The sequence below is a fragment of the Corynebacterium sp. HMSC08A12 genome (genome assembly GCF_001807485.1).
GTDB classification, from domain to species: domain Bacteria; phylum Actinomycetota; class Actinomycetes; order Mycobacteriales; family Mycobacteriaceae; genus Corynebacterium; species Corynebacterium evansiae.
Genome location: NZ_KV789186.1, coordinates 114,952 through 131,893, shown reverse-complemented (window position 1 = coordinate 131,893; position 16,942 = coordinate 114,952). Strand labels below are relative to the sequence as shown.

At 61.9% G+C, this 16,942-nt stretch carries 18 protein-coding genes; 10 read left to right on the top strand and 8 right to left on the bottom strand.

What is annotated here, in order from left to right; all coding sequences use genetic code 11:
* Nucleotides 1-108 precede the first annotated feature (108 nt).
* Entirely contained in the window at nucleotides 109-1,620 is a 1,512-nt protein-coding gene (locus HMPREF3166_RS07190) for an MFS transporter (protein ID WP_070488447.1), read from the top strand.
* A gap of 11 nt (nucleotides 1,621-1,631) precedes the next feature.
* Here the strand turns inward: HMPREF3166_RS07190 and HMPREF3166_RS07185 are convergent, their stop codons facing one another.
* A complete protein-coding gene (locus HMPREF3166_RS07185; protein WP_070488445.1) occupies nucleotides 1,632-2,573 on the bottom strand; it encodes a pseudouridine synthase in 942 nt (313 codons plus the stop codon).
* Nucleotides 2,574-2,669: 96 nt separating this feature from the next.
* On the opposite strand from HMPREF3166_RS07185, the gene HMPREF3166_RS10200 reads away from it, so the two are divergent.
* The 3 genes from HMPREF3166_RS10200 (at nucleotide 2,670) to HMPREF3166_RS07175 (ending at nucleotide 4,786) form a co-directional block, all read left to right on the top strand.
* Entirely contained in the window at nucleotides 2,670-2,825 is a 156-nt protein-coding gene (locus tag HMPREF3166_RS10200; protein ID WP_162531655.1) for a hypothetical protein, read from the top strand.
* Nucleotides 2,826-2,986: 161 nt separating this feature from the next.
* Nucleotides 2,987-3,898 (top strand): universal stress protein, encoded by a 912-nt coding sequence (locus HMPREF3166_RS07180; protein ID WP_035005928.1) that lies wholly within the window; start codon nucleotides 2,987-2,989, stop codon nucleotides 3,896-3,898.
* 144 nt (nucleotides 3,899-4,042) lie between these two features.
* Nucleotides 4,043-4,786, top strand: coding sequence for a TetR/AcrR family transcriptional regulator (locus tag HMPREF3166_RS07175; RefSeq protein ID WP_070488444.1), 744 nt, complete (start codon nucleotides 4,043-4,045; stop codon nucleotides 4,784-4,786).
* Here the strand turns inward: HMPREF3166_RS07175 and yidC are convergent.
* The gene (gene yidC / locus HMPREF3166_RS07170; RefSeq protein WP_070488442.1) at nucleotides 4,783-5,721 is read right to left on the bottom strand and encodes a membrane protein insertase YidC; all 939 of its coding nucleotides are present in this window, start codon (nucleotides 5,719-5,721) and stop codon (nucleotides 4,783-4,785) included. The two genes, HMPREF3166_RS07175 and yidC, sit on opposite strands and share 4 nt — an antisense overlap.
* 79 nt (nucleotides 5,722-5,800) lie before the next feature.
* Between yidC and HMPREF3166_RS07165 the strand changes: the two genes are divergently transcribed.
* Both HMPREF3166_RS07165 and HMPREF3166_RS10340 read left to right on the top strand, forming a co-directional pair.
* Complete coding sequence (locus tag HMPREF3166_RS07165) at nucleotides 5,801-6,601, top strand: class E sortase (protein WP_070488441.1); 801 nt, start codon at nucleotides 5,801-5,803, stop codon at nucleotides 6,599-6,601.
* Nucleotides 6,602-6,784 (top strand): hypothetical protein, encoded by a 183-nt coding sequence (locus HMPREF3166_RS10340; protein WP_035005919.1) that lies wholly within the window; start codon nucleotides 6,602-6,604, stop codon nucleotides 6,782-6,784.
* On the opposite strand, the gene HMPREF3166_RS07155 is transcribed toward HMPREF3166_RS10340, so the two are convergent.
* The 4 genes from HMPREF3166_RS07155 to HMPREF3166_RS07140 form a co-directional block, all read right to left on the bottom strand.
* Complete coding sequence (locus HMPREF3166_RS07155; RefSeq protein ID WP_141741146.1) at nucleotides 6,765-7,310, bottom strand: DUF2020 domain-containing protein; 546 nt, start codon at nucleotides 7,308-7,310, stop codon at nucleotides 6,765-6,767. The genes HMPREF3166_RS10340 and HMPREF3166_RS07155 overlap by 20 nt on opposite strands.
* A gap of 76 nt (nucleotides 7,311-7,386) precedes the next feature.
* Nucleotides 7,387-7,731 carry a histone-like nucleoid-structuring protein Lsr2 gene (locus tag HMPREF3166_RS07150; protein ID WP_070488437.1) on the bottom strand — a complete coding sequence of 115 codons (345 nt, stop codon included), beginning with the start codon at nucleotides 7,729-7,731 and terminating at the stop codon, nucleotides 7,387-7,389.
* A gap of 239 nt (nucleotides 7,732-7,970) precedes the next feature.
* A complete protein-coding gene (locus HMPREF3166_RS07145; RefSeq protein ID WP_070488435.1) occupies nucleotides 7,971-9,743 on the bottom strand; it encodes an alkaline phosphatase D family protein in 1,773 nt (590 codons plus the stop codon).
* A 54-nt stretch (nucleotides 9,744-9,797) separates the two neighbouring features.
* A complete protein-coding gene (locus HMPREF3166_RS07140) occupies nucleotides 9,798-10,424 on the bottom strand; it encodes a DUF6474 family protein (protein ID WP_035005910.1) in 627 nt (208 codons plus the stop codon).
* Between the two features lie 189 nt (nucleotides 10,425-10,613).
* On the opposite strand from HMPREF3166_RS07140, the gene HMPREF3166_RS07135 reads away from it, so the two are divergent.
* Both HMPREF3166_RS07135 and msrA read left to right on the top strand, forming a co-directional pair.
* Complete coding sequence (locus HMPREF3166_RS07135) at nucleotides 10,614-12,275, top strand: TM0106 family RecB-like putative nuclease (protein ID WP_246816959.1); 1,662 nt, start codon at nucleotides 10,614-10,616, stop codon at nucleotides 12,273-12,275.
* 51 nt (nucleotides 12,276-12,326) lie between these two features.
* Nucleotides 12,327-13,031 carry a peptide-methionine (S)-S-oxide reductase MsrA gene (gene msrA / locus HMPREF3166_RS07130; RefSeq protein WP_193393332.1) on the top strand — a complete coding sequence of 235 codons (705 nt, stop codon included), beginning with the start codon at nucleotides 12,327-12,329 and terminating at the stop codon, nucleotides 13,029-13,031.
* Nucleotides 13,032-13,050: 19 nt separating this feature from the next.
* On the opposite strand, the gene HMPREF3166_RS07125 is transcribed toward msrA, so the two are convergent.
* Both HMPREF3166_RS07125 and HMPREF3166_RS07120 read right to left on the bottom strand, forming a co-directional pair.
* Nucleotides 13,051-13,812, bottom strand: a complete 762-nt coding sequence (locus HMPREF3166_RS07125; protein ID WP_035005905.1) for an LppP/LprE family lipoprotein — start codon at nucleotides 13,810-13,812, stop codon at nucleotides 13,051-13,053.
* A 281-nt stretch (nucleotides 13,813-14,093) separates the two neighbouring features.
* A complete protein-coding gene (locus HMPREF3166_RS07120; protein WP_034984383.1) occupies nucleotides 14,094-14,696 on the bottom strand; it encodes a superoxide dismutase in 603 nt (200 codons plus the stop codon).
* A gap of 235 nt (nucleotides 14,697-14,931) precedes the next feature.
* On the opposite strand from HMPREF3166_RS07120, the gene HMPREF3166_RS07115 reads away from it, so the two are divergent.
* Nucleotides 14,932-15,939 carry an L-lactate dehydrogenase gene (locus HMPREF3166_RS07115; protein ID WP_141741145.1) on the top strand — a complete coding sequence of 336 codons (1,008 nt, stop codon included), beginning with the start codon at nucleotides 14,932-14,934 and terminating at the stop codon, nucleotides 15,937-15,939.
* A 79-nt stretch (nucleotides 15,940-16,018) separates the two neighbouring features.
* A complete protein-coding gene (locus HMPREF3166_RS07110; RefSeq protein WP_049049288.1) occupies nucleotides 16,019-16,915 on the top strand; it encodes a glycerophosphodiester phosphodiesterase family protein in 897 nt (298 codons plus the stop codon).
* Nucleotides 16,916-16,942 lie beyond the last annotated feature (27 nt).

Below are 16,942 nucleotides of genomic sequence, written 5' to 3'. Positions count from 1 at the left end.
GAGTAAGTCACCGCCGGCACTAAAACTAAAGAATGAGGGAGTGTGTACGTTATCGACGTACACACTCCCTTTTTTCATGCTCATTTCCGTATTGCTAAAGTCTGATTCATGAATACACAGCCAGCCCCCGCCACGCCCCTACAACGCTGGCTGCTACTAGCCACAGTCGGCGTAGGCATCACCATCATTACGATCGACAACACCATCCTCTACACAGCGCTCCCTAGCCTCGTGGAGGACCTCGGCGCATCCAGCACGCAACAGCTCTGGATCGTCAACATCTACGCCATCGTCATCGCCGGCCTACTGCTCGGCACCGGCACCCTCGGGGACAAGATCGGCCATCGTCGCATGTTCGTCGCTGGCCTCATCATCTTCGGTCTCGCCTCACTAGTCGCGGCGTTCGCCCCCACCCCCGGGGTTCTTATCCTTGGCCGTGCCCTACTTGCCGTAGGGGGCGCCACGATGATGCCGTCCACGCTATCGCTCATCCGCCTTACCTTTACAAACCCGGCTGAGCTGAATCTCGCCATCGGAATCTGGGGCAGCCTCTCAACCGTCTCGGCCGCCCTTGGCCCAATCGCCGGCGGTCTGCTTCTGGAACTGTACTGGTGGGGATCCTGCTTCCTGATTAACGTCCCGCTTGTTATCGCAGCGCTCATAGCCGTGCCCTTTGTCGCCCCGAAGGATCAGCCACGACCCGACAAGCGCTGGGACTTCATCTCCTCCTTTTACGCGATGATCACCCTGGTCAGCGCAGTCCTGCTCATCAAGGAGGGCAGCCACTCCCCGCAGAACTGGCCAGTCATCGGCGTGACAGCCGTGCTGCTCCTCCTGGGCGGCTGGGCCTTTACGCGGCGTCAGAACGGGCTCGAGCAACCCCTGATCACCTTTGATATCTTCCGCTTCCCCGCGTTCCGTGCCGGCGCCCTGGGAGCCGCCCTGTCCATGTTCGCCCTCGCTGGACTGCAGTACGTCATCACTCAGAAGCTGCAACTCGCCGACGGCCTATCCCCGCTGCACTCCGGCGTGTACGTGACCTTTGCAGCCCTGGGAGCCCTTTTCACGTCCATCTACGCCGGTGCCCGCCTCACTCGCTTCGGCATCCGACGCCTGATCGCCGGCGGGTTCGGCCTAGCCACGATCGGTGCTCTATGCGTGTGCCTTTATGGCTATTTGGATTCGACGCCCCTTCTTCTCAGCGGCCTATTTATTAAGGGCATGGGGCTAGGCGCGGTGATGGCGGTAGCCTCCATCGCCATGATCTCAGGCGTGCCGAGCCATCGCGCAGGCATGGCTTCCTCGGTGGAGGAAGTCAGCTACGAGTTCGGATCTTTGACCTCCATCGCGGTCCTCGGCAGCCTGGTCACGGCCTTCTATTCTGCGCTGATCACCCTGCCGGCCGGGGCCCCAGCAGAAGCGACGGAGAGCCTGCATGCCGCGGTGCACATCGCCCATTTGTCGGACGCCAGCTGGGCCGAACCGCTGCTAGCTGCCGCAGATACGGCTTACTCCCATGCCTTCGCAATGATCACTGCCCTGGTCGTGGTGGTGCTGGCGGCTGGATGCCTCTACACGGCGCGAATCTTGCGCGGCGTCACCGTGGAGCTGCAGGACTGATCCAGCGCCAGCTAGAACCGGCTGATGAACTCCCGATCCTCGCCGCTCAGTGGGTCAGGGAAGCGGAGCTCCTTGGCGATTAGGCCCATGGGGGCGGCAAAGTCCTCGTCCTCCACGTAGACCGGTCGGGGCGTAGGGGCGTCAATAGAAAAGAGCGCCGCGTCCGTGAGCTCGGTGTACAGAGGATCGTTCAGGATCGGCAGCCCCAGTGAGCGCAGGACGACGCGCAGCTGGTGGGTCTTGCCGGTGCGGGGCTCCAGGCGCCAAACCAGAACCTCGCGGCCGTCGCGATACTCGGTGCGCAGCCCCGTGACCAGGGTGAGGGCATTGGGTAGACCGTCGGTGAGGATGGTGCTGAGGTGCCCGCGTGTCTTCGACATGCTGTGCTCCAGGCGCCACGGGCGCTCCGGTGAAGGGGGATCCCACGAACGCCAATCGGCAAGCGGGGCGATGGGGGCGAAGGGGGCTTCCGCGGGCAGGGGAGTCAGGGCCTCGTAGACCTTGTGGGGGATGCGCCGCTCGAACATCGTCTGGTAGGCGCCGCGGACCTCCGGGCGGGCCGTCATCAGCAGCACCCCGCGGGTCAGGCGGTCGAGGCGGTGCGAGGGGGAAAGCTCCGGAATGCCGAGCTGCACACGAGCCTTGACCAGCGCGGTCTCGGTAATATGCTGGCCGCGGGGGAGGGTCGCCAGGAAAGGGGGCTTATCCACCACGACGATATCCGCATCCTGGTGCAGCACCGTAATCTCGCCGGGGACGGGGCGTTCCGGGGCGGGGCGCCGATAAAAGTTGATGAAGCTGCCGGGGCGCAGTACGTCATCCGGGGCGAGCGCTTCGCCGGAATCCAGACGCACTTCACCTGCGGCGAAGCGCTCCAAAACGGCACTAAAATTATCATCTTCTGCGCGGTGGCGCTGGGAGGAAATAAGGTGCCACAAAAAATCTTTTGCCACCCACGGCGTGTCGGTAGCTGGGGGAACAAGAATCCGCGTAGGATTTAAGCCCCTTTTTACTGGTAAAGGTCCCATCAATCCGTTATGCTACCCGGCATGGATATTGCTGCAATTACCGGTTCCCTGTCTAACCTGTTCAAGAGCGACCTCGGCGCTGTTCTGCTGAACATCTTCCGCACGCTGCTTGAGTTCTTCTCCCCGTCCAACGCGCCCGCTGCTGACGACGTTCCACTGCCCGACACCCAGGCCTAGTACCTCTAACTAAATCTAAATTCCCACCCAAAGGGTGCCCGATTTGTCCCGAGAATAGGGGCAAAAGGGCGCCCTTTCTGCATTGATTAGCGCTTTTGAGGATAATGGGAAGTGGTAGAGGATCAATCAAATAATGCCCTTGCAAGGAAGGATCGTTTCCCATGGCTACCACGAGCGATAAAGAAATCATCGTCGCAGTTGATGGCTCTGACGCCAGCAACGAAGCCGTTAGGTGGGCTGCGAACGCCGCCCTGAAGCGCAAGCAGCCGCTGAAGCTGGTGAGCGCTTACACCATGCCGCAGTTCATGTACGCCGACGGAATGGTTCCGCCGCAGGAGCTCTACGACGAGCTCGAGAGCGAGGCTGGCGACAAGATCGAGAACGCCCGCAAGATCGTCACCGACTTCAGCGCCGACGTCGAGGTCAGCTACCTCGTCAAGGAAGGCGCCCCGATCGATACTCTCCTGGATCTCTCCGAGACTGCGGAGATGATCGTCATGGGTTCCCGCGGCCTGGGCGGCCTCTCCGGCCTGGTCATGGGCTCCGTCTCCAGCGCTGTTGTGGCCCACGCCGAATGCCCGGTGGTGGTTGTGCGCAAGGACAACGACGTTACCGTCGATAACAAGTACGGCCCCGTTGTGGTCGGTGTGGATGGCTCCGAGATCTCCCGCCAAGCACTGAAGATCGCCTTCCGCGAGGCCGAGGCACGTGGCGCCCTGCTGCGCGCCGTGCACTCCTGGACCGACACTCAGATCCACACCACCTACGTTGGCCTGGTGGATGCGCAGAACCAGATGGATCGCATGATCGTCGAGCGTCAGAACATGATGGAAGACGAGCTGAAGGAGCTCATCAAGGAGTACCCGAGCGTACAGGTCGAGGAGATCGTCGAGCGCGAGCGTCCGGTACAGTCCCTCACCGAGGCAGCCAAGGATGCACAGCTGCTGATCGTTGGCTCCCACGGTCGTGGCGGCTTCAAGGGCATGCTGCTGGGCTCCACCTCCCGCACCCTGCTGCAGTACGCACCGTGCCCGATGATGGTTGTCCGCCCGAAGGACAAGAAGCGCAAGTAAGCACGCGCAAAACAATAGCGCTAGATAATACAGATCCTGTAGAGTCCAATGGGCTCTGCAGGATTTTGTAGACTTATGCGAGTAAGCGCGCTAAAGGCCGACAGTCAGAGATGACAAGGATGACAAGGATAAGGAGAGAAGTAGATGGCAACGGCAGAGGATAAATCCCGCACGGCGGGCTCCGCGGCCTCTACTGACTCCTCGGCCAAGGCAGACGGTGCAAAGGTAGCCAAGAAGACCGTAAAAAAGACTGCCAAGAAAACCGGAAAGGCCACCAAGCAGACGGCCCGCTCCAGCCGTCGCAACCGGCCCGGGCCGCGCCAGCGCCTGCTGGCAAGCGCGACGAATCTGTTTACCACGCAGGGCATCCGCGTGATCGGAATCGACCGAATTCTGCGCGATGCAGATGTGGCGAAGGCCAGCCTGTACTCCCTGTTTGGATCGAAGGACAACCTAGTAGTTGCCTACCTGCAGGAGCTGGATCAGAAGTGGCGCGACGACTGGCACGCGCTGGCGGACCAGCGCGAAAAGCCGGAGGATCGCATCATCGCGTTCTTCGACCTGTGTATTCAGCAGGAGCCAGAAAACAACTTCCGCGGTTCGCACTTCCAGAACGCGGCCAGCGAATACCCGCGGCCCGAGACCGACTCGGAGCAGCGCATCCGCGACGCGGCGATGGAGTACCGCCGCTGGTGCCGCGACACGATGGCCGAGCTGCTTACGGAACGCTTCGGCTATGCCTCGCAGACGCTGGCCGACCAGCTCATGGTATTCATGGACGGCGGGCTTAACGGGGCGAAGATGTCCCGCAACACCGTGCCGCTGGAAACCGCCCGTGGCCTGGCGAAGCAGCTGCTGCTAACGGCACCGATGAGCTACAACATCTAGCTATTTCGCTTGGCCTTACGAGCCTGCTTCTTTTCCTTCTTTTCCTTCTTCCGCTCCACCAGCTGATCCTTCATCAGCTTGTGGTGCTCCAAGAACTCCTCCGAGTAAGGGATTTTGCGGTCCAGGATCCGCTGAATGGTGATCGTCTGGGTGGTGGTCCACAGGTTGTTACCCACCCAGTAGATCATCAACGCAACCGGGCCGACCGCGCCCAGGGCAATAGTGAATGGGGCAATCAACACGATCGGACCGATTAGCCACATCAACTTCAGCATTCCGCGGGCCAGGCCTGAGTTGTGATCCACCGTGAGGTAATTCCGGTACATGGAATAGCCCCAGTTAGAAGTGGTGAAAATCGCCGCCAGAATGGCCATGGGGAACACCACCCAAAAGACCTGCTCCTGCGTGGTGTGGATTTCCGCGAACTGCGAATCCGACATCTGCACGTAGGCGGCCATGGGCACCCCGAAGAGCTTTGCGGAAAGCAGTGACTGGACTTCCTCGGCATTCAGAGGGCCAAAGCCGTTGACGGAAGCGTTGATTTCCGGATCCGGACTGGTGACGTGGATGAGCATGCGGTACAGGCCAATCAGGACCGGAACTTGAATTAGCGCGGGAATGCAACCATCGGAGAAGCGATATTCGTGCTCCTTCTGTAGCTCGCGTCGCCTCTTTCCCAGCTCTTTGCGCCCTTCCGCCGTTTTATCATCGCTGTATTCCTGCTCCAGCCGATAAACCTTTGGACGGATGTTAATCAAAATACGGCTGGAATAGGACTGCCGGTAGACGAAAGGCAAAAGCAGCGACCGAACGGTGACGATCAGAAGCACAAGTGCCAGCAACCAAGATTGCGCTGCATCCCAGCCAAAAATATCGGCAAAAAGGTAATGCCATGCCTTCAGGAATAGGGCAACGGGATACTCGACAATCTTCATGGGGGAGAGCTTCCCCGCCATGAGAGATAGCTGCGGGATACGGTGGGGAAACGCCCTAAAACGTAGTACCATGTGACGCATGGCGCGACACCGACGGCAGACGAAAACACGGCTCGACCCGATTAGTGTTTTCGGCGAAGTCCTCATCACCTTTGGTGTCCTCGCCCTGCTTTTCGGTTTCTGGGATGTTTTTTGGACGGATGTTCAATCCGGACGCGAACAGGCCGCAGTCGCCCAAGAGCTGGATGATCAGTGGGACGAGAAGAACCCCCGCCCGCTGACCGAGCCGGCCGAAGGCGCTGCCTTTGCTCGCCTGTATATCCCTTCTTTCGGCTCGGACTTTAACTTCTCTGTGGTCAAGGGCGTGGCCGACGAGGACCTAAGCAAGGGGCCGGGCCACTACCAGGAAACCCAAGCCCCAGGTAAGCCCGGTAACTTCGCCATGGCCGGTCACCGCGTGGGCCGTGGCTCCCCCTTCAACGACCTGGGCCTGCTGAAAACCTGCGATTCCGTCGTGGTGGAAACCGCCGGCAGCTGGAATATCTACCGTGTGCTGCCGATCGACGTGGCCCCGGGCGATCGCCTGGCGGAGGCCGAGAAGTGCATGCCCCCAGAGCTGGCGCAGAAGATCTCTAGCGGTGAATACGCGGGCGTCAATGGGCGCTACATCACCACCCCGAACGACATCAACGTGATCAACCCCGTCCCCGGCCAGGAGCGCGTCGAGGTGCACCCCAAGGACGATGCGGCGTTGCTGACGATGACGACCTGCCACCCGCAGTTTTCCAACAAGGAGCGCATGATCGTCCACGCGGCGCTCGTCCGTTCGGAGCCGAAGAAGGGCGGCGAGGTGCCCGAGGAATTGACGGAGGGAGCTTAAATGTACGCGCTGCTGTGGCGTAACCTGCCCGGGCCCTGGTGGGTCAAGCTACTGATCGTCCTGGTGCTGCTGGTGGGCATCTTCTTCCTGCTCATGGAGGTCGTGTTCCCTTGGGTCGGGCCTATGATGCCCTGGACCGATGTGGGGGTCTCGGAGGGACTGCTTAGAGCTTCAGGTTCTTGATCGTTTCCTCGGCGATCTTCTGAGCCTTCACGGACTGCTCCTGCGCAGTGGTGACCACCACGGCCGTTTCGTCCTTCCACACCGCGTACACTGCGCCGGATTCCCCGTCGCCGCCACGGCGCCCGCCGCTCCACCCTTCTGGGTCAAGAGCCTTGAGCGTGGAATCGATCGGCGCGGCATGGTCGACCACCGCGATCGCATCGGAGTTGGTGCGCATGTGACGCACCATCACCGTGGCCTGCGGGTAGTCCTCGTAAGACCAGAAAACACAGGCGGGAGGGTCGAAGCGCCCGTCCGTGCCGGTGCCGGTGAGGCGCTGGCCGTTGGTGTTCTGCAACCACTCGCCGTCCAGGTAGGGGCAAACCTCCTGGCCACCCTGCCCCACTGGCTCCGGGGTGGCGTCAATCGGCAGCTCCGTGCCCTTGACCGGGTCGACGGTGCGTTCTGCGGAGGTTTCCGAGGTCGGCTCGTCGTCCTCCGCGTCCCCACAGGCGCTGATGCTAAAGGCCAGCGCGGTGCCTGCCACCAGCGCTAGGGATGCTCTTTTTATCTTGTGACGCCCCAACTTCGAAAAACCTCGAATCTCTTAAAACGAAAAGCGTTTACTTGCCCTGAGCCTTCTCAAACTTTTCAATAACGTCGGCGGAAATGCGGCCGCGCTCGGAAACCGCAACGTTGTTCTCGCGTGCCCATTCGCGGATCATGCGGTTGCGCTCCGGGTTGGTGCTGCGGCCGGCGGTGCGGCGCCCGGCACCACCGCGGGTCTTGCGGCGGGCAACCTGAATGTAAGGAGCCAAAGCCTTTTCAAAAGCCGCACGGTTCTTGGCGGACAAATCCAGGGTGTAATCAATTCCGTTGACGCTGAAATCAACGACATTGACCTCCTCCTCGGAAAGTGGGGCATTGTCCAGATCGTCAAAGAACTGGGTAATTTCGCGGCGTGCCATCGGGGCATTCCTTTCTTCCAAGTGTTTGTTGCATATAGCTTTCGGGCTGCTACCTGCGCTACTTAGTTAATAGATTTTCAAACACTAGTCTAACCCATTAAAGGCAAGTATCAATGATGAGCTTTGTTTAAAGCTAAATGAACTGTAAAGGCGCTGGAAAGGGTGGCGTCATTAAGAAAAGAATAAATAAAAAATACCCCCAGGTGTGTACCTGAGGGTAATAAAGCGCTTTAAGGCTTTTAGCGGGCGGAGTGCTTAGCCGGTTCGATGCGCACGTTGGAGGTGTGGATGCCCTCGCCCCACTTGGTGGTGGCGGCCTTGCCGAAGTGCAGCGGCTGGTTCGGCTTCAGCTTGCCGTCCGGAGCCAGGAAGATCCAGTTCGCGTCTACGGCATCCTTCGTCACGCGCACGACGGTGTAGCCGTGGGAGTCGAAGTCCAGGTACTTCACGTGGCGGTTCATGTTGGTGAAGGCGTACTCGACTGTGTGGGACAGCGCGTTATCCTCCGGCAGCTTCAGAATGTCGTCGATGTTGGAGGAGGTAACGGAGGTGCAGACGATCTCCACGCCGGCGGTGCCGCCGTTCGGGTAGGTGCCCGGCTTGGCCGGAATGTCGTTGGCCCAGGAGGAGTGAATGTCTCCGGTCAGCCAGACCGTGTTGCGGATCTTGTTGTCCACCAGGTACTTGATCACTCGGCGACGTTCGGCGGCGTAGCCATCCCACTGGTCGAAGTTGTAGGGCATGCCCTCTTCCGGCAGCCCCAGCAGCTGGGTGACGGCTTTGGTGGCCTCTGGATCCAGCGGCGGGATTAGAACCGGGCTGAACATCACGGAGTTGCCGATGAAGTTCCAGCGGGCAGTCGAGGTGGACAGCTTCTTGGTCAGCCAGCCGAACTGCTCGGAGCCCAGCATGGTGCGGGACTCGTCGTCGGTCTTGCGGGCAGCGGTGAAGCCGGGCTTTTCGTTGCGGTAGGTGCGCAGATCCAGCATGTTCAGCTCGACCAGGTTGCCGAAGGACAGGTTGCGGTAGATGTGGCCCTTCTCGGACAGCGGGGTGGCGCGGATCGGCAGCCACTCCAGGTAGGCCTGCATGGCGGCGTTGCGGCGAGCGATGAAGTCGCCCTCCTTGTCTGCCTGGTGGTTCTCCGCGCCGTTGGACCAGTTATCGTTGGCGACCTCGTGGTCATCCCAGGTGACGATCCACGGGCACGCAGCGTGCGCGGCCTGCAGGTCCGGGTCGGTGTGGTGCTGAGCATAGCGCTGGCGGTAGTCGGCCAGGGAGACGATCTCGTTGGCCGGCTCGTGCAGGCGGACGGAGCCGGTCTTACCGGTGTACTCGCCGCGCGGGTACTCGTAGATGTAGTCGCCGACGTGCAGCGCGTAGTCGATGTCGCCGCGGTTCGCCATATCGCGGTAGGCGCTGAAGAAGCCGGCCTCCCAGTTGGAGCAGCTAAACAGCGCGAAGCGCAGTTCGGAGACGTCGGCGCCCTTGGCCGGTGCGGTGCGGGTCTTGCCGACCGGGGAGGTCTGGCCCTTGCGGGGGCCGTCGACGGTGGTGAAGCGGTAGAAGTAGCCGGTGTAGGGCTTCAGGCCGCGGGCCTCTACCTTCACGGTCATGTCGCCGGCGGGCTCCGCCTTCGCGGTGCCGGAGGTGACGATCTGGGTGAGCTTTTCGTCGCTGGCGACTTCCCACTTCACGTTGGTGGTCTGGCCCTTGCCGTCACCCGGGTAGTCGTTTTCGTTGGAGGTCACGCGGGTCCACAGCAGCACGCTATCCGGGTAGGGGTCACCGGAGGCAACGCCATGCTGGAAGGCATCCTTGCCCATCTTCTTGTTGATGGGCGGGTTCGGCTGCTTGGCGGAGCCCAGCGGCGCGGCAGAGGCGGTGGAGTTGGCGGCAACGGTGCCGATGCCGACGGCAGCTGCGCCGGCCGCGCTGGTCTGTAGAACCTGGCGGCGGGTGAACTGGCCGGACTGGGCAGGGGTGGAGTTTTCCTGAGGCTTGTTCGTCATAGCCTAATAAAACCACGCGCAAACGGGTTTCGCTGGGTGAGATCCCCCCAAGCCCTACTTGCGCTTGGCCTTAATCTGGGCTTCCACCAGATCCAGCTCGTTGGATACGGAACGCAGCACACGCTTCGCCTGGCCGTCGTTCATGGAGCGGGAGTTCTCGACGGCCGTATCCAGGTCGTCCATACGCTCGGAGATGTCCTTGGCAAAGCCGGTCGGCACGCCATCGTCCAGGGACTTGCGGATCTTCTTGATGCGCGCCTGCTGCAGGCCGCCATCGCCCGGGAACTGGGCGGTTGCCTTGGTAGCCAGGCCACTGCGGCGAGCCGCGGAGCTGTTGGAGGCCTCCTGCAGGGCGGTGGCGCCACGGTAGAACAGCGGGATTGCAAAGGGGGCGGCTACGCGGGCAGCGCCGGCGATCTTCAGCACCTTCTTGGCGTTGAAACGACCGGCCTTGATCTGCTCCAGCGAGGCCTTCGCCATCTTCTCGTTGTGCTTGCGCTGCGCCTTGAGTTCCTTGGCATCCATCTTGCGCACCTGCTTGGCCGTCTTGCGCAGGTAGGCCTCCTTGCGCTTCTCCAGCTTCGAGTCGGCCTTTACCTGTGCCTTGGCGCGAACCTTCGCTGCCTTCTCGATGGCCTTCTTTTCCTGACGGCGCTTGCGCATACCGCTGAGCAGTCCCATGTCACTCCGATGCGAATTGATCTGTCTTGATCTGTCTTACTGTTCAACCAGATTACTTAAGAAACATCTTTACTGTACTTGCTTCACTGTACTCCGACACCCCGGGGAGGAGGCTTAACTTTTTGGGCACTCAACCTTCTGGGGAGGCGCGCTGCCTGTCCGGGGGACGCGCTAGGCTTAGAAACTATTGTGAGCCTGCCTGAAGATCTTCCGCCGCTCGGCCCTAGCGACCTCGTGGGCTGCCGCCACCGTGCGGTATTGCGGCGTCACAAGGAACAGCAGGAACCACCCGTCACCCCGCGCATCCACATTGCACAGGACCTCGAGGCCTACGTGGAGGCCGTTCAGCACAAAGCCAACGCCGCGCTCCGGCGGGAGCAGGTATTTCGGCGCCTGCCAAACAAGCCGCGGATCGGCGACAAAGTGTTCCCCACGAGGGTGGATATCGACCCTAGCGAGCCCGACACCGCCGTCGAGCAGACTCTGGAAGCGCTGGCTTCCGGTGCTCGGCTGATCACCCGCCCCGTGCTGGCCGAAGGGCCTTTCCGGGTGGAGCTGGACCTGCTCGTCCGCGCGGACCGTGGCAAGGGGGTCGACGAGTTTATGCAGTACACGCCCGTCGCGATCTCCTCACACTCTGTGGCGCGCCGCGCGCGAGCCACGCAGATGGCGGATTGCCGGGTGACGGACATTAGCGCCCTGGGTTTGGCGGTGCCGGCGCCGATTGACTTCCGCCATCGCGCCGCCGCCGGGGACGCCCAAAAGGTGGCCATCGCCCACGTCGTACTGCGGCAATGGGGCTTCGCCGCCAGCACCGTCGCACTGATCGGTCGCGCCGGGCCGGGCAGGCCACGTTGTTTCTTTTTTGACGCCCCCTCCGTCCTCCCCGGCCTGCAGGCCGCGTTGGAGGAACCGATCCCGACCAAGCCACGCAGAATCAAGGAATGCCAGACCTGCGAGTTTCATAATCACTGCCGGGCCCAATTGCTGCAGAGCCAGGAGATCAGCCTGCTGCTGCCGGGGGACAAGGCCCGCAAGTGGCGGGAGAAGGGGGTCGAGACCCTGCCGCAGCTGGCGGCCTCCGGGAACGGGGAACAGTCAGAGCTGGCACAGGCCTGGATGGACGGGCAAGTGGCCCTTCGCCGCCCGAAGAAGAACTGGCAAGAGCAGCCGGAACTCTGGGGCGGTAGCGCGCGCAACGCCGTCGGGGGCTTGCGTGACTGGGTGGAGATCGACGTGGACATGGAGGCCCACCCCAACCGCGGCACGTTCCTCTGGGGTACCTTCGACGGCTCGCGCTACATCGGGTTCGGAGACTTCAGCCGGGAAGGCGACGAAGGCCAACACGTAGCCGAGTTCTGGCACTGGATGCAATCGCAGAAGGACCGCGCCCTGGAGAACGGAAAGAACTTCCAGGTGTGGGTGTATGCCGCGCAAGGGGAAAACTACTGGCTGCGCCACGCCGCCGAGCGCTATGGCGGGCGCCGCTACGCGGTCGCGGGCACCAACGTGAAGGTGACCATGCCCACGCTGGAGGAGGTGAATGCCTTCATCGCCTCCGAGCACTGGTGCGACTGCTTCGGCCTGGTGAAGAAGGCGCTGGCGCCCACGGACTCGCTGGGGTTAAAGACGATCGCTCCGCTGGCGGGGGTCGAATTCAGCCAGGCGGGCATCAACGGCAAGGCGGCGGTGGAACTGTTTGAGCAGGCCATCGGCGGATCCCGCAGTACGGCGCAGGCGGCCAGGCGTAAGCTGGAGCGCTACAACGCCGACGACTGCGTGGCGACCTCGGCGGTTCGCGCGTGGCTGCGCAGGGGCGCGCCGGGCTTGCGGGAGCTGCGGCGTCACTAAGCAGTCAAGAAGAAAAAGGGACAAGACATGACGAACTTCTTCGAACGCATCATGGCGCTCAACAGCCAGGGGCCGTACCGGGCCGAAAGGGTCGGGCCGGAGGACGCGCTGAAGGGCGGACGCACGCCCGTGCTGGAGAACCCGCAGCCGAACGTGGTTCTGGGCACGCCGCTGACCGGCCTGGAGGATAGCTACTGGGCCGAGGCCGACGGGCTGGAGCAACCCGCGCAGATCGTCCTGGGTCTGGGCTGCTTCTGGGGTGTGGAGCGCATGTTCTGGGGCGTGGACGGAGTGTGGGGCACCTCCGTGGGCTACGCGGGCGGATACACTCCGAACCCCACCTACCGCGAGGTATGCACCGGGCGGACCGGCCACGCCGAGGTGGTGCGGGTTGTTTTCGACGCCGCCGCGGTGAGCTTGGAGCAACTGCTGCAGATCGCCTTCGAGAACCACGACCCGACGCAGGGCGACCGGCAGGGCAATGACGTGGGCACGCAGTACCGTTCGTGTGTGTACACGCAGGATGCCGAGCAGTTGGGGCGCGTGCGGCAGGCCATCACAGGCTGGCAGCAGCGCTTTAGCGACGCGGGCTTCGGGGAGATCACCACGGAGGTTGCCGAGCTAGCGGAGATTGGCGACGGGCAGTACTACCTGGCCGAGGACGAGCACCAGCAGTACCTACACAAGCACCCCGACGGGTACTGCAACCACGGGCCTAACGGCGTGAGTTGCCCCGTCGGGGTACTAGGGGACTAGCGAGCCAGCGACTGCGAGCCTACTTGGAGAGGTTCTGGTTCGGAATGCGTCCCTCTGGCACGACCTTGCTGCCGTTCCAACGGAAAGTGACGTCCGAGTAGTAGTTGGGGGCCTGCGCGTTGGCCTCGCCGGACTCTTGCAGTGCCTCCCAGTCGCGCATGCGCACGGTGACGGAGGAATCCGTGGCGGAGAGGATCTCCGTCTGCTGAACCGTGTCGGAGCCAACGCCGATGTACTTGCCCTTATGGAAGAGCATCAGCTGGGTCGCAAACTGGCTGTTACCCTGCTGCGCCTGGGTGATCAGCGCGTAGCTGAGGTCGTTGCAGGGGTTGTAGTTTGACTCGCCCGTGGGCTTCCAGCCGAACTGGTTCGGCGGCAGCTTGCTGATGTTGTTCGTGATCTCTGGGGAGTCTGGCTGTTCGGAGCAGTCCTGGTTACCGCCGTCGGCGCCACCTTCGTTAGCGTCGCCTTCGGCGTCCTCGCCTTCAGCGGGGTTTGGCACCGCGGCGTTTTCGGTGTTCGCACCTTCTGCGTTCTGGTTGTTGCCTTCCTTAGGCGCTTCGCCCTTGTCGGCGGAGCCAGCGTCCGCGGTTTCCGCGTTGGAGGTTGCAGATGCAGCGGGAGCGCCTTCATCGTTGCCGTCGTCGCCGCAGGCTGCGGTGCCCAGCAGCAGGCCAGTCAGGGCGACCACGGCACCAAACTGACGGGTGCGGCGACCACCGCGCGTGCGCTGGGAATCGGGGGAGTGGTTGGAACGGATGGTTCGTACTTGAGCCTTCATGGTTCTTCTCCAATCTCAGGTGGGTGTGTAGTTGACTTGTGAGCCAGCTGCGAAAGTCCAATCGAGCGCGTGAAGTGAGTGAGTGCTCGTTTAAGAAACCGTTCGCCGGGCCCGTTGCGTTTCTAGGGGTGCGTTCTGGAGCTACATTTCTGGGGACGCAAAAGGCCCTGTATCAAATGGCCGGAAGATGCTTCCGGCGCTGATACAGGGCCAGCTCTATTTAGTTTTCAGTGCTGGGGAAGCGCCTACGAGGGCGCCCCTTGATGCAGCTTAATTCTGGGCTACTTCTGGGCAGCCTCGTAGCGCTTTGCAACCTCGTCCCAGTTGAAGACGTTCCAGACAGCCTTCACGTAGTCTGCCTTAACGTTCTTGTACTGCAGGTAGAAAGCGTGCTCCCACATATCCAGCAGTAGCAGCGGGGTCAGGTTGATGGACAGGTTGCCCTGCTGGTCGGTCATCTGCTCGACAACCAGGCGGCCAGCGATGTGGTCGTAACCCAGGACTGCCCAGCCGGAGCCCTGCAGACCCAGAGCAGCGCCGTTGAAGTGCTCCTGGAATGCCTCGAAGGAGCCGAAGTCGCGGTTGATAGCCTCAGCCAGCTCGCCGGTCGGCTCGCCGCCACCGTTCGGGGAGAGGTTCTTCCAGAACAGGGAGTGGTTGGTGTGGCCACCCAGGTTGAAAGCTAGATCCTTGGACAGTGCGGTAACTACGCCAGCGATGGAGCCATCCTTGCGGGCAGCCTCCAGCTTCTCGAGGGCAGCGTTAGCGCCGTTAACGTAATTCTGGTGGTGCTTGGTGTGGTGCAGCTCCATGATCTCGCCGGAGATGTGGGGCTCCAGAGCGTCGTATGCGTAATCCAGCTCGGGAAGTTCGTACTTAGTCATAGTTTCTAAAATTCCTTTCACACGTCGGAAGTGCTTATGACAACAAGTGTGGCGCGAAAATATGGTTCCTGCAAGGTTTTCTCTTAGGAACTTATTAGTTATGGACGCCACGTATCAAAAGTTCAACGGTCAGAAAATCATGTGGTGAGCGTGTCTGGACACAGCGCTATGCTGGCCGTGGGCGTCAATAAAGAACGAAGGCACCTACAGGGCAACCAGAAGGAAGAAGGCCACAATGACTGCTCCACAACCGCACAATGACACCACCGGCGACACCAACGGCGCCACCACACCACCGACCCCCGGCTCCAAAATCGTTCTCATCGGCGCGGGCGACGTCGGCATCGCCTACGCATACACCCTGGTCAACCAGGGTTTGACCGACCACCTGGCCATCATCGACCTGGACGAGCGCAAGACCTGGGGCCACGTGCAGGACCTCAACCACGCAGTGCCGTGGTCGCATCACAACACCCGCGTGACGGTCGGCACCTACGAGGACTGCCGCGACGCCGCGATGGTCTGCATCTGCGCGGGCGCGGCGCAGAAGCCGGGGGAGACTCGACTGGACCTCGTTGCCAAGAACACCGCAATCTTCAAGACGATCGTCGGCGACGTGATGGAACACGGTTTCAACGGCATCTTCCTGGTCGCCAGCAACCCGGTGGACATCCTGAGCTACGCGACGTGGAAGTTCTCCGGTATGGACTCCAGCCGCGTGATCGGCTCCGGCACGATTCTGGATACCGCGCGCTTCCGCTATGCACTGGGCCGCTACTTCGACCTCGCGCCGACCTCCGTGCACGCCTACGTAATCGGCGAGCACGGGGATACCGAGCTGCCGGTGCTATCCGCCGGTTCGGTGGCGGGCACCTCCATCCATCACCGGCTGGAGAAGATGGGTGAATCTGCCGACGAGGACGTCGACGAGATCTTCGTGAAGACCCGCGACGCGGCCTACGAGATCATCCAGGCCAAGGGCTCCACCAGCTTCGGCATCGGTATGGGGCTGGCGCGCATCACCCAGGCGGTGTTCAGCAACCAGGATGTCGTGCTGCCGATCTCCACCCTGCTGCAGGGCGAGTACGGATTCGAGGACATCTACATCGGCACCCCCGCGGTGATTAACCGCCAGGGCGTGCGCCACGCCGTGGAGCTGCAGCTGGACGCCGAAGAAAAGGAGAGGTTTGATCACTCCGCGAACGTGCTGCGCAAGGTGATGGGCGAAGCGGGGCTGATTTAAGTAAACAATAAGTGAAACTTGGAGGCTGTCGGGCGTGAGCGGATGCCGGTTGCACGCCGGCGCACTAAAAATAGAGGGTATGAAAATTGTCGCCCACCGCGGAGCCTCCAAGGAACGCCCAGAACACACCCTGGCAGCCTATGAACTGGCCGAGCAAAGGGGAGCGGACGGCTTCGAATGCGACATCCGCCTGACTCGCGACGGGGAACTCGTCTGCCTGCACGACCGCACCATCGACCGAGTGGCGGTGGACAAGCCCGCGAAATCCAACGGCGTGGTCAGTGAGATGACGTTGGCGCAGCTGCGGGAGCTGAACGTCGGCACTCCCGAGGAGCCCGCGCAGGTGCTTACTCTGCGCGAGCTTCTGACCTTCTTTAACGACGTGAATTCCTCGCGCATCGACGCCGGGCAGGAGCATAGCCAGAGGGCTGGGGCGGCAGGCGCTGGAGAGGGGGCGTCACTAAAAAAAGACATCTTTATCGAGACCAAGCACCCGAACCGCTACGGGCCCAAGGTCGAGCACGCCCTGCACTACGAACTGCAGCGGGCGCACCTGGCGGAGAGCGCGCATGTGCACCTGATCAGCTTCAGCCCGCAATCGCTGGTGCGCTTCAAGATGATCAACCCGGCGGTTCACCGCATTCTGCTGCGGCGCGAGTACCAGCGCATGCTCAACCCGGGGCTTGAGGCGCTGCATGTTGTGGACGCCCACGGCCTGTCGGTCGCGCGCGGTCGGATTCGCCCCGACATCATCGGCCGCTTTGGCGATGGAACCTACGTGTGGACCGCCGACAAGGAGGACGAAGTGCGGTGGGCTGCGCGGCAGGGCGTGACCTGGCTGGCGACGAACTACCCCGGGCGGGCGCGGATGTGGCGCGACAGCGAGCTGGGGCTGGACAAGCTGGGAGCAGCTAGAGAAACTAGTGCTGCTGCATTTTCCTTGGTGCAGCCAGGTACAATTAACGACCGTGGCTAAGAAGAAAAAGAATCAAGAGAACCTGCC